Raw genomic sequence first — 11,796 nt, 5'->3', positions numbered from 1 at the left:
GCCCACAGCGAACCCTGTGGGCGGACCGGGAAGGTGGCACTATGACCGCTATGAACGCCACGTCACCAGGCCCTGGCAAGGCCGATCTGCGCCGCGCCGACGGGAGTCCCGTCCGGGTCCTCGTCGTCGACGACGAGGCGACGCTGGCCGAGCTCGTCTCGATGGCCCTGCGGATGGAGGGCTGGGAGGTGCGCAGCGCGGGCGACGGCACGGAGGCCGTCCGGATCGCGCGCGACTTCCGGCCCGACGCCGTCGTCCTCGACGTCATGCTCCCCGACTTCAGCGGCCTCGAAGTGCTGCGGCGGATGCGGTCCGAGGCGCCGCACCTGCCGGTGCTGTTCCTGACGGCGAAGGACGCGGTCGAGGACCGGATCGCCGGGCTCACCGCCGGCGGCGACGACTACGTCACCAAGCCGTTCAGCCTCGAAGAGGTCGCGCTGCGCCTGCGCGCGCTGCTGCGCCGGGCGGGCGGCGTCACCGGCGCGAGCGGGTCGACGCTCGTCGTCGGCGACCTCACCCTGGACGAAGACAGCCGCGAGGTGCACCGCGGCGGTGACCTGGTGCCGCTGACCGCGACCGAGTTCGAGCTGCTGCGCTACCTCATGCGCAACCCGAAGCGGGTGCTGTCGAAGGCCCAGATCCTGGACCGCGTGTGGAGCTACGACTTCGGCGGCCAGGCCAACATCGTCGAGCTCTACATCTCCTACCTGCGCAAGAAGATCGACGCCGACCGCGAGCCGATGATCCACACCATGCGGGGCGCCGGGTATGTCCTCAAGCCAGCGGGCTGAGCGGCGGCGGTTCGCGGCGCAGCGGCCGTGGTCGTTGCGGCGGCGGCTGATTTTCCAGCTCGCCGCGCTGCTCGCCCTGGTGTGCCTGGTCGTCGGCGTCGTCACGGAGTTCGCGCTGAGCGAGTTCCTGGTGCGCCAGCAGGACGACCGGCTCGCCGCGGCCACCGACCGCGCCAAGCACGGCGGGGAACGGCCGCCCTGGACCTACGGCGACGCGCCGCCGCCGGACCCGCTGCGGGCGCTGGGCCAGGGCGAGGGCACGCTCGCCGCCGTCCAGATCGGTTCGCGGGGTACCGGGGCCGTGCTCGACTCCAGCGTGGGCTCGCCGACCAAGCGGCGGGCGCCGTACCGGCAGCTCGACGAGAGCCAGGTACGGACGCTGCTGGCGTTGCCGTCCGACGGGAAGCCGCACAGCATCGTCCTCGGCGGCAGCCTCGGGGACTACCGCGTCGTCTCGACGGCGTCTCCCAGCGGCGACAAGACCGTCATCGGCCTGCCGCTGCGGGACGTCAACGAGACGCTCTGGCGGCTGGGTTTCATCCTCGGCGGTGTCGCGCTCGCCGGGATCCTGGTCGCGGGCGCGGTCGGCGCCGCGACGATCCGCCGCACGATGCAGCCGCTGGACCGGCTGGCCGCGACCGCCACGCGCGTCTCGGAACTGCCGCTGGACCGCGGTGAGGTCGCGCTGTCCGAGCGTGTCCCGGAGGCCGACACCAACCCGAACACCGAGGTCGGCAAGGTCGGCTCGGCGCTGAACCGGATGCTGCAGCACATCGCGAACGCGCTGACCGCACGGCAGGCGAGCGAAAGCCGCGTGCGCCAGTTCGTCGCGGACGCGAGCCACGAGCTGCGGACCCCGCTGGCCGCGATCCGCGGGTACGCGGAGCTGACCCGGCGCAGCGGCGAGCAGGTGCCGCCGGACGTCGCGTTCGCGATGAGCCGCGTCGAGTCCGAGTCGCGGCGGATGACGACGCTGGTGGAGGACCTGCTGCTGCTCGCCCGGCTGGACTCGGGCCGCCCGGTGGTGCCGGAGTGGGTCGACCTGTGCCGGCTGGTGGCCGACGCGGTCGCGGACGCGCACGTCGCGGGCCCGGACCACAAGTGGCTGATGGACGTCCCCGGCGAGCCGATCGGTGTGCTCGGCGACGCGGGCCAGCTGCACCAGGTGGTGATCAACGTGCTGGCCAACGCCCGCACGCACACCCCGGCGGGCACCACGGTGACGACCACACTGTCCACTTCGGACGGTTTCGTCCGGTTGCGCGTGGCCGACGACGGCCCGGGCATCCCGCCGGAGATCCTCCCGGACATCTTCGAGCGCTTCGCCCGCGGCGACAACTCACGCTCGCGAGCGGCGGGGAGCACGGGGCTGGGGCTGGCGATCGTGGCGGCGGTGGTGAGCGCGCACCGCGGCCGGGTCGGGGTGCAGAGCCGTCCGGGGCGGACGGAGTTCGAGATCGTCTTCGCGGAGGCCCCGGCGCCGGAGTGACGGCGTTCACACGATCGTGGTGGATGCACAGCGGGGGCACAGGTTCGGCACAAGTTCACCACATGTGGCGCCGAGACGGTGGGGATCATGACGACCACGCTGTCGGCGCCCGAACACGCCCAGCCCGCGCCCCCGGCCGCACCGGAACCTCGGTGGATCAAGCCTTCCGTGGCCGCGTTGCTGCTCGGGACCGGGCTGCTCTACCTGTGGGACCTGGCGAAAACGGGCTGGGGCAACGACTTCTACGCGATGGCCGCGCAGGCCGGGACCTGGAGCTGGAAGGCGCTGTTCTTCGGCTCGCTCGACCCGGGCAACGTCGTCACGGTCGACAAACCGCCCTTCTCCCTGTGGGTCATGGGGTTGTCGGGCCGGATCTTCGGGTTCTCCAGCTGGAGCCTGCTGGTGCCGAACGCGCTCGCCGGCGTCGCGTCGGTCGGCTTGCTGTACCTGGCCGTGCGACGGCTCTCCGGGCCGGGGGCCGGGCTGCTGGCCGGGGCCGCGCTCGCGTTGACGCCGGTCGCCGCGCTGATGTTCCGCTACGACAACCCGGACGCCTTCCTCGTCCTGCTGCTCGTCGCCGGCGCGTACTGCGTCGTGCGCGCGCTCGACAGGGCGAGCACCTGGTGGCTGGTACTCGCCGGCGTCGCGATCGGGTTCGGGTTCCTCGACAAGATGCTGCAGGCGTTCCTCGTGCTGCCCGCGTTCGTGCTGGCGTACGCGGTCGCGGCGCCGACGTCGCTCGGGCGCCGGATCGGCCAGCTGTTCGCCGCGGCCGGCGCGGTGCTCGTCTCCGCCGGCTGGTGGGTCCTGGTCGTCGCGCTGTGGCCGGTCGCCGACCGGCCGTACATCAGCGGCTCGACCGACAACACCGTGCTGGAACTGGCTTTCGGCTACAACGGCCTCGGCCGGATCTTCGGCGAGGGACGCGGTGGCGGTGGTGGCGGCTTCACGCCCCCGACCGGCGTCGACCTGCCCGCACGGGCAGGCGGTGGTGGGTTCGGCGGCCAGACCGGGCTGTCACGGCTGTTCAGCGGCGAGTTCGGCGCCGAAGCCTCGTGGTTGCTGCCCGCCGCGCTGATCGGCCTGGTCGCGGGGCTGTGGTTCACCCGCCGCGCGCCGCGCACCGACCGGACCCGCGCGGCCCTGCTGATCTGGGGCGGCTGGACGGTCGTCACCGTGCTCGTCTTCAGCTACATGAGCGGCATCATCCACCCGTACTACACGGTCGCGCTGGCCCCCGGGATCGCCGCCACGCTGGGGATTTCCGCGCGTGAGCTGTGGCGGGGCCGGGCGAACTTCGCGGCCCGCGCGGTGCTGACCGTGCTGCTCGCGGTGTCCGCGGTCTGGGGCTTCCTGCTGCTCGACCGGACGCCGGAGTGGCAGCCATGGCTGCGCTACGCGCTGCTCGTGCTGAGCGCGCTCGCGGTGGTCGCGCTGCTCTTCGGCGCCGACCGGTTCCGGCGGCTCGGGCCGGCCGTCGCCGTGGCCGGGCTGTTCGGCGCGCTGCTCGGGACGGCGTCCTTCACCTTCGCGACGGCGGCGACCACGCACTCCGGCGGCACGCCGTCGTCCGGCCCGGCCGTCGCGAGTGGACGCGGCTTCGGCGGGTTCGGTGGTGGCCGCGGCGGGTTCGGCGAGGGACAGGCCGACACCGCGGTGATCGACCTGCTGAAGAACACCACGACCAAGTGGGCGGCGGCGCAGAGCGGCGCGATGCAGTCGGCGGGCCTGGCCCTCTCGAGTGGACGGCCGGTACTCGCGATCGGCGGCTTCAGCGGCAGCGACCCGGCTCCGACGTTGCAGCGGTTCCAGCAGTACGTCGCCGCGGGCGACCTCCACTACTACGTCGCGGGCGGGCGCGGCGGCTTCGGCGGGGGCCGGGGCACGTCGGGCGAAATCCAGACTTGGGTGGAACAGAATTTCGCGCCGTCGACGGTCGGGGGAACCACCGTCTACGACCTGACGAAATCGATCGGTTGACAGAAAAGGGAATTGTTTCAGGCGTGTTAACAGTGGCGGAATCATCGGTGGCGCCGGTGCCCGTGGGGTAATCGAGGAGGCGGACACCTGTTCGAACGACGTCCCGACCGGCGGTACGTTCCGAACGATTGTTCGCTCGTTCGTGGCGGCGCCGGTGATGATCTCGACACCCCGCGCCGACGTGTGACAACGCCGCCGTGCTGCCCGTGCGCCTGCACGGGCGGTCCTCTTCCGGAGTGCGGCGATCTTGGCCGGGCGGCCGACAGAAACGCCGCGTACTTGATCTTCAGGTCGGGCGAAGCCGCTGGTAACCCCGCCTGAGCGTCACCCTTTCGGAGGCATCCGGAGGGCGTTGTGGGGATCTTGTCCTTCTCGCTAGAGTCTCCGCCGGGAGAGGGACAAGGGGTGGCCGATCCGGTGCGTGCGGTGCCGGGTTTTCACTGGGTGTAGGTACCTCCTGTCCGCGTTCTCTCGCCTTGACCCGATCAGGTGCGTCTGGAAGAGAGCAGCGATGACCGTGCGCGGTGGCGCAGCTTTGCCCGAACCACCTCCTCGTCGTCACGGCAGGTAGGCCCGGCTACCCCTTTGGTGTCGCTCCACTCCACTTCCCCCGCCTTCTGGAGTTTCGCTGTGACTTCCCGCCCTCGTCGTCTGCTGACGGCGCTCCTGACACTGCTGACCCTTTTCGGGGTCACCGCTCTGTCCGGCTGCAGTGACAGTTCCGCCTCCGGCGACGGCGGCAAGATCACCCTCGGGTTCAGCGCGTGGCCGGGCTGGTTCCCCTGGCAGGTGGCGCAGGAGCAGGGCCTGTTCGCGAAGAACGGCGTGAACGTCGACCTCAAGTGGTTCGACAACTACACCGACAGCATCAACGCGCTTTCCAGCGGCGCCATCGACGCCAACAGCCAGACGCTCAACGACACGCTTTCCTCGGCTTCGGGCGGCGCGAAGCTCTCGATCGTGCTGGTAAACGATAACTCGACCGGCAACGACAAGATCATCGCGCGGGACGGGATCACCGCCGTCGCCGATCTCAAGGGCAAGAAGGTCGCCGTCGAGCAGGGCACCGTCGACCACTACCTCCTGCTGCTGGCGCTGCAGGAAGCGAAGCTGACCGAAAAGGACATCCAGCTGGTCAACCTGCCGACCGACGCCGCCGCGGCCGCGTTCGTCGCGGGCCAGGTCGACGCGGTCGGCGCGTTCGCGCCCTTCACCACCAAGGCCCTCGAGCGCCAGGGCAGCCGCGCGATCTCCTCGTCGGCCGAGTTCCCCGGCGCCATCCCGGACCACCTGGTGACGTCGCAGAAGCTGGTCAAGGAGCACCCGAAGGACGTGCAGGCGCTGGTCAACACCTGGTTCGAGACGCTGACCTGGATCAAGAACAACAAGGACGCGGCGATCAAGATCATGGCCAAGCGCGGCGGTGTCTCCGACGAGGAGTACAAGACCTACGACGCCGGCACCACGATCTTCACGCGCCAGCAGAACCTCGACGCGTTCACCCCGGGTGTCACCGCGCAGCACCTCGACTTCTCGGCGAACAAGATCGTCGACTTCATCACGAGCACCGGCCTCGCCCAGCAGCGGCCCTCGCTCGACGGCCTGTTCGACGACCAGTTCGTGAAGGCCACGCCGCAGTGACCGGTCCGACCCCGCGCACCACCTCCAGCTCCCCGGCCGACGAACGCGCGGCCTCGGAGGCCGGGGAGCTGGAGGCCGAGCAGGGGCTCGCCGACCGCGCCGAGGCCGGCCGGGGACGCCCGGGCTGGGCACCGCTGCCGCGCCGGGCCGCGCCGAAGCCCGCGTCGGCGCTGTTCTCCCTGCGCGCGCCGATCGGGTCGTCGGCCCGCTGGAAGCTGGCGGTGCTGTCGTTCGCGATCCCGTTCCTCGCCTGGGTCGGGCTCAGCGTGAGCGGCGCCGTCGACTCGACGTTCCTGCCGTCCCCGGTCGCGGTCTTCCGCGCCGGGTTCGACATGGTGAGCACCGGCGAGCTGTTCGGCGACCTGTGGGCGACCACGCGGCGGGTGCTCGAAGGCTTCGGTCTCGCGGTGCTCGTGTCGGTGCCGCTCGGCATCCTCATGGGCAGTTTCACCGCGGGGCAGGCGTTCTTCGAACCGCTGATCGGGCTGCTGCGCTACCTCCCGGCGAGCGCGTTCATCTCGCTGCTGATCATCTGGCTCGGCATCGGGGAGCCGTCGAAGATCGCCATCCTCTTCATCGCGACGGTCTTCTTCAACACGCTGATGACCGCCGACGTCGTGCGCGCGGTGCCGAGCGCGCTGCTCGACGTCTCCTACACCCTTGGCGCGCGCCGCGGCGAGGTGCTGCGCAAGATCGTCGTGCCGCACTCGCTGCCGGGCATGATCGACGCGATCCGGGTCAACGCCGCCGCGGCGTGGAACTTCGTGGTCGTCGCCGAGCTGATCAACTCCGAGGCGGGCCTGGGCCACCGGATCGTGCGGGCGCAACGGTTCCTGCGGACGGACACGATCTTCGCGGTGCTCATCGTGATCGGCCTCGCCGGGCTGACCATCGACGTCGTGCTGCGCCTCGTGCGCACCCGGGTCGGGAAGTGGGCGGCATGACACTGGAACTGCGGAACGTGGCCAAGGACTACACCGCCGGTGGCCAGGTGACGCGCGCCCTCGACGGTGTCGACCTCGAGGTGCTGCGCGGCGAGTTCGTCTGCGTCGTCGGCGCGAGCGGCTCGGGCAAGTCGACGCTGTTGTCGCTGGTGGCCGGGCTCAGCGGGCCGACCGAGGGCGAGGTCCTGCTCGACGGCGTTCCGGTGACGGGCCCCGGCCCGGACCGCGGGCTGGTGTTCCAGTCCGGCGCGCTCTACCCGTGGCGCAGCGTCGAGAAGAACGTCGCGTTCGGACTCGAGCTGCTTTCGCTCGACCCGGCCGAGCGCGCCGAGCGGGTCGACTGGTACCTCGCCGAAACGGGGCTCGACGCGGTGCGCCGCTCGTTGCCGAAACAGCTTTCGGGCGGCCAGAAGCAGCGCGTCGCGATCGCTCGGGCGCTGGCGTGCGAGCCGGAAGTCCTGCTGCTGGACGAACCCTTCGGCGCCTTGGACGTCCAGACCAAAGAGGACATGCAGGTGCTGATCCGCCGGATCTGGGCCGACACCGGCACCACGGTGCTGATGGTCACCCACGACGTCGAGGAAGCGGTGTTCCTGGGCGGCCGGGTCGTGGTGCTCGCGTCCGACCCGGGCCGGATCGCCGCGGACGTCGAGGTGGCGCTGCCGGCCGAGCGGGACCTGGGGGTGAAGCGCGAGCCTGAGTTCCTCGCGCTGCGCGCCCGGATCGAGGACCTCGTCCGGGAGCAGCACCGCGGCCACGTCAGCCGGGTGGCCGCGGGCGAGTGAGAACGTTGGACGGGAAGGTGGCGGGATGAGGCACGGCAGGGCGACCGCGGAACGGGCGAGCGGCGGGGGTTTCCTCGCACGGCTCGGCATTCGCGGCAAGCTGAACCTGCTGCTCCTGCCACCCCTGGTCGCGGTGCTGCTGGTCTCGGTGCCGTTCGTGCTGACGCAGGTGAGCAGCGCCACGGCGGCCACGCAGTCGGCGACCGTGGCGCGGCACGCCCAGCAGCTCGGCGGCCTGGTCTGGCAGCTGCAGCGGGAACGGCTGCTGACCGGCGCCTTCGTCGCGACGCCGTCGATGTCGCCGGACGAGATGGTCAAGCAGCGCAAGGCGGTCGACGCCGCGGTCGAGAACGTCCGGGCGCAGCTCGGCGCGGACGCGCCGGACGAGCTGTCCGCGGCCCTGACCCGGATCGGCTCGCTCAACGAGCTGCGGCAGAACGCCGAGCGCCGCGGGGTCGCGCTCGACAGCGTGGCCCGCACCTACCACGCCGTGATCGGCGCGGTCATCGACTCGCTGCGGCTCGTCCCGCAGCTCACCAGTGACGCCGAAGGCACCCGGGAGCTCACCGCCCTCGAAGCGCTGCTGCGCGCGAACGAGGAGAACTCGTTGCGTGGCATGGCGTTGATCGTGACGGCGGTGGCGCCCGACTCCGGTAAGTCCATCCTGGACGACGCGACCCAGCAGGCGCCGATCTTCACCGACCGGTTCGTCCAGCAGGCCGACGACGAGTCCGACAGCGAGCAGGCCGCGCTCGTGGTCAACGTCGAGCAGAGCGACGCGGGCCGCCGGATCGAGGACCTCGCCGCCCAGATCGACAACCCGCGCGACGCCGCGGCCACCGGCCGGTACGTCACCGACGTCCTCAGCGCGGCGGAAACCCAGGCGGGGCAGCGGAAGCTCGTCCAGGAGAAGGTCACCGGCGAGATCGCCGACTCGGCCACCGAGCGGGCCGGCTCGGCGACGCAGCTGGCCTGGGTCGTCGGTGTGGGCGCCGCCGCGCTGTTCCTGCTGGTCGCCTTCCTCGCCGTCGCGGTGTCCCGCTCGATCGCCCGGCCGCTGCGGCGGCTGACCACGGCGGCGACGTCGGTCGCCGACCTCGCGGGCACCGAGCTCGTCCGCGTGACCGACACCGAGGAGGCCGAGGAACAGGTCCCGCGGCTGGCCACGATCGACGTCTCTTCGGACGACGAGCTCGGCAAGCTCGCCGCGGCGTTCAACCGGGTCCAGACGACCGCCGCCGAGCTGGTCGAACGGCAGGCGCTCACCCGGCGCAACACCAGCCTGATGTTCGCGAACGTCGCGAAGCGCACGCAGAACCTCGTCGGCCGCCAGCTCGCGCTGATCGACGAGGTCGAGCGCAACGAGCAGGACACCCGGCTGCTGGCCAGCCTCTACCGGCTCGACCACCTCTCCACCCGCCTGCGCCGCAACGCCGACAACCTGCTCGTCGTCTCCGGCACCCGCGACGAGACCCGCATCGCCGGCCCGATCGAGCTGTCGACGGCCCTGCGCTCGGCGCTCGCCGAAATCGAGGACTACCAGCGCGTCAAGCTCGGCGTCGTCGCGGAGATCCTGCTGTCCTCGGCGCTCGGTGCCGACCTGGTGCTGGTGTTCGCCGAGCTGCTGGAGAACGCGACGTCGTTCTCGCCGCCGGGCTCGACGGTCGAGGTGGACACCATGTTCCTCACCGACGGCTCCTGCCTGGTGAGCATCGTCGACCACGGCATCGGCATGACCGCGGAGAAGCTGGGCGAGGAGAACAAGCGGCTCGTCGAACGTGAACGCCTCGAGCTGGCGCCGACCAGTGTGCTCGGCCTGTTCGTGGTCGGCCGGCTCGCGCGGCGCCACGAACTCGGCGTCGAACTGCTCGCGACGCCGACGACCGGCGGGGTCACCGCGCGGCTGACGATTCCGTCGTCGCTGTTCAGCCACCGCACCGGGCTGCTCCCGAAGGCCGAACCCGCGCCGGCGATCCCGGCGCAGGCGGCACCCCCGATCGCCTCGCCGGAACCGCGGCACGCCGCCCCGGCGCCGTCACCGCGTTCGGCGTCCACTTTGGACATGTTCCGGCCTGCCGAGCCGGAGCGTCAGACGGAACTGCCGTCGCCGGCGATCCCGGCGCTGCTCGGCACCGGCCACCTCAACGGGTTCCGCTGGTTCAACCAGCTCGAACCGGTGTGGCCGGACGCCGAGCCCGCCGAGCCCGCCGAGCCCGCGGCCGCCGTCGAGGTCACCGAGGAACCCGAGTCCGAGTCTCGTGGCGGCCTGCGCCGTCGCGTCCGCGGCGCGCAGCTGCCCAGCCCGGGCACGACCGCCGCCGTCGCCGTCGAGGACAAGCCGCGGCACGACCCCGAGGCGACCAGGATCGCCATGGACGGCTTCCAGGAGGCGTTCGCCAAGGCCGCCGAGGCCGGTGCCACGGCGACCGACCCGCCGCCCGCCGTCGTCGCCGAACCCGCGTCCCTCCCGGTGCGCGTCCCCGGGAACGACCGGATCGCGGCCTCGTCCGCCGTCGTCCCGCCGCCGGTCACCGCCCCGATCTCGCGGGACGGCCTGATCCGGCGCGTGCCCGGCGCCCAGCTCGCCCCCGGCCTCCGCAAGCAGGAGGCCGTGGCCAGGCCGATCGCCCGAGCCGCCGTGACCCGCCCCAAGCGGGACCCGGCGGCCGAGCGCGCGGCGTTCGACTCGTTCGCCGCCGGCCTGGCCAAGGCGGACGTGCTTACGGCAGACACCCCGCCGCCAGGCGTGGTCGCCGGTCGTGTGATGGAACGAGAAGAAGAGAGCAGGAAATGAGCATCCCCGCACCAGGTGTCAGCGTCGAAGCCCAGAACTTCAACTGGCTGGTGAGCCGCTTCGCGCAGCACACCGCGGGCGCGATCGCGGCCATCGCGGTCTCGGCCGACGGCTTGCTGATCGCGGTGTCCTCGGAGCTCGAGCGCTCCAACGCCGACCGCCTCGCCGCGATCTCGTCCGCCATGCTCGGCCTCGCCCACGGCGTCTCCGACAGCCACCCGCTCGGCGCGCCCGACAAGGTGATCATCGAGCTGGAGCACGGTTACCTGCTGGTCTGCACCATCAGCATCGGCTGTTCGCTCGGCGTGCTCGCCAACAAGCAGGCCAGCCTCGGCACGATCGCCTACGAGATGGCGATGTTCGCCAACCGCGCCACCGAGGTCCTCACGCCCGGCCTGATCGAGGAGCTCAAGAACACCGTGGGTTCGTGATGGCCGACGACGACCCGGACATCTCGCTGCTGCGGCCGTACCTGATGACCTCGGGGCGGGCGCAGCCGGTGGACCAGAGCCTCGAGATCGAAGCCCAGGTGATGACGTCACGCCTCGGCGCGGCGTCGCACCCGAAGCTGACCTTCGAACGCCAGGAAATCGTCTCCCTCTGCCGCAGCACGATGTCGGTCGCCGAAGTGGCCGCCATGCTCGGCCTGCACATCGGTGTCGCGCGCGTGCTCGTGGCCGACCTCGCCGAATTGGGCTACGTCGTCGTCCGCCGGCCGGGGAACCACAATTCGCACGACCTCGGCATGATCGAAAGGGTCATTCGTGGACTCGAAGCCATTCACTGAACCGGCGGCCCGCCCGCCGGCCCCGGTCAAGATCGTCATCGCGGGCGGTTTCGGCGTCGGCAAGACCACGGCGGTGTCGTCGATCTCGGAGATCAAGCCGCTGACGACGGAGGCGGCGATCACGTCGGTGGCGGCGAACGTCGACCGCACGGGTCACGTCCCGTCGAAGACCACGACGACGGTGGCCCTGGACTTCGGCTGCATCACGATCGACGACGAGGTGAAGCTGTACCTGTTCGGCACGCCCGGCCAGGACCGCTTCGGCTTCATGTGGCAGGACCTGGTCCAGGGCGCGCTGGGTGCCCTGGTCATCGTGGACACCCGCCGCATGGACGACTGCTACCCGGCGGTCGACTACTTCGAGAACGCCGGCCTCCCGTTCGTGGTGGCGGTCAACATGTTCGACGGCGCGCTCGGCCACAACCTGGACGACATCCGCTGGGCCCTCGCGGTGAGCGAGGACGTCCCGCTGATCACGTTCGACGCCCGCCAGAAGCTCTCGGTGCGAGACGCGTTGCTGGCGGTCCTGCACAACACGTTCAAGCGAGCGCGAGCCCAGGCGGGCGCGGGGGCCTGATCCATACC

At 71.3% G+C, this 11,796-nt stretch carries 10 protein-coding genes; all 10 read left to right on the top strand.

Annotation, left to right across the window (positions count from 1 at the left end; all coding sequences use genetic code 11):
- Positions 1-41: 41 nt before the first annotated feature.
- The 10 genes from ACGFMK_RS10910 (at position 42) to ACGFMK_RS10865 (ending at position 11,788) form a co-directional block, all read left to right on the top strand.
- A complete protein-coding gene (locus ACGFMK_RS10910) occupies positions 42-791 on the top strand; it encodes a response regulator transcription factor (RefSeq protein ID WP_043776006.1) in 750 nt (249 codons plus the stop codon).
- Complete coding sequence (locus tag ACGFMK_RS10905; protein ID WP_392760462.1) at positions 769-2,280, top strand: sensor histidine kinase; 1,512 nt, start codon at positions 769-771, stop codon at positions 2,278-2,280. The genes ACGFMK_RS10910 and ACGFMK_RS10905 overlap by 23 nt, the downstream gene beginning before the upstream one ends.
- Positions 2,281-2,367: 87 nt before the next feature.
- Positions 2,368-4,260, top strand: coding sequence for a glycosyltransferase family 39 protein (locus ACGFMK_RS10900; protein ID WP_392760460.1), 1,893 nt, complete (start codon positions 2,368-2,370; stop codon positions 4,258-4,260).
- Positions 4,261-4,890: 630 nt separating this feature from the next.
- Positions 4,891-5,901, top strand: coding sequence for an ABC transporter substrate-binding protein (locus ACGFMK_RS10895; RefSeq protein ID WP_392760458.1), 1,011 nt, complete (start codon positions 4,891-4,893; stop codon positions 5,899-5,901).
- The gene (locus tag ACGFMK_RS10890; protein ID WP_392760456.1) at positions 5,898-6,845 is read left to right on the top strand and encodes an ABC transporter permease; all 948 of its coding nucleotides are present in this window, start codon (positions 5,898-5,900) and stop codon (positions 6,843-6,845) included. Before ACGFMK_RS10895 ends, ACGFMK_RS10890 begins: the two co-directional genes overlap by 4 nt.
- The gene (locus ACGFMK_RS10885; RefSeq protein ID WP_392760455.1) at positions 6,842-7,630 is read left to right on the top strand and encodes an ABC transporter ATP-binding protein; all 789 of its coding nucleotides are present in this window, start codon (positions 6,842-6,844) and stop codon (positions 7,628-7,630) included. Before ACGFMK_RS10890 ends, ACGFMK_RS10885 begins: the two co-directional genes overlap by 4 nt.
- Before the next feature lie 25 nt (positions 7,631-7,655).
- Positions 7,656-10,424, top strand: coding sequence for a nitrate- and nitrite sensing domain-containing protein (locus ACGFMK_RS10880; protein ID WP_392760453.1), 2,769 nt, complete (start codon positions 7,656-7,658; stop codon positions 10,422-10,424).
- A complete protein-coding gene (locus ACGFMK_RS10875) occupies positions 10,421-10,855 on the top strand; it encodes a roadblock/LC7 domain-containing protein (RefSeq protein WP_392760451.1) in 435 nt (144 codons plus the stop codon). The genes ACGFMK_RS10880 and ACGFMK_RS10875 overlap by 4 nt, the downstream gene beginning before the upstream one ends.
- On the top strand, positions 10,855-11,211 hold the full coding sequence (locus ACGFMK_RS10870; RefSeq protein ID WP_392760548.1) for a DUF742 domain-containing protein: 357 nt from the start codon (positions 10,855-10,857) through the stop codon (positions 11,209-11,211). Before ACGFMK_RS10875 ends, ACGFMK_RS10870 begins: the two co-directional genes overlap by 1 nt.
- Complete coding sequence (locus ACGFMK_RS10865) at positions 11,189-11,788, top strand: ATP/GTP-binding protein (RefSeq protein WP_392760449.1); 600 nt, start codon at positions 11,189-11,191, stop codon at positions 11,786-11,788. Before ACGFMK_RS10870 ends, ACGFMK_RS10865 begins: the two co-directional genes overlap by 23 nt.
- The last annotated feature ends 8 nt before the right edge of the window (positions 11,789-11,796 follow it).

The sequence above is a fragment of the Amycolatopsis sp. NPDC049252 genome (genome assembly GCF_043197175.1).
GTDB lineage: Bacteria > Actinomycetota > Actinomycetes > Mycobacteriales > Pseudonocardiaceae > Amycolatopsis.
The sequence above is the reverse complement of the archived record's forward strand: the minus strand, read 5'-3'. Positions and strand labels throughout refer to the sequence as shown.

Bases quoted from the DNA above. Each gene is read 5' to 3' on its own strand.
- ACGFMK_RS10910 (WP_043776006.1), top strand. From the start codon at position 42: ATGACCGCTATGAACGCCACGTCACCAGGCCCTGGCAAGGCCGATCTG.
- ACGFMK_RS10905 (WP_392760462.1), top strand. From the start codon at position 769: ATGTCCTCAAGCCAGCGGGCTGAGCGGCGGCGGTTCGCGGCGCAGCGG.
- ACGFMK_RS10900 (WP_392760460.1), top strand. From the start codon at position 2,368: ATGACGACCACGCTGTCGGCGCCCGAACACGCCCAGCCCGCGCCCCCG.
- ACGFMK_RS10885 (WP_392760455.1), top strand. From the start codon at position 6,842: ATGACACTGGAACTGCGGAACGTGGCCAAGGACTACACCGCCGGTGGC.
- ACGFMK_RS10880 (WP_392760453.1), top strand. From the start codon at position 7,656: ATGAGGCACGGCAGGGCGACCGCGGAACGGGCGAGCGGCGGGGGTTTC.
- ACGFMK_RS10875 (WP_392760451.1), top strand. From the start codon at position 10,421: ATGAGCATCCCCGCACCAGGTGTCAGCGTCGAAGCCCAGAACTTCAAC.
- ACGFMK_RS10870 (WP_392760548.1), top strand. From the start codon at position 10,855: ATGGCCGACGACGACCCGGACATCTCGCTGCTGCGGCCGTACCTGATG.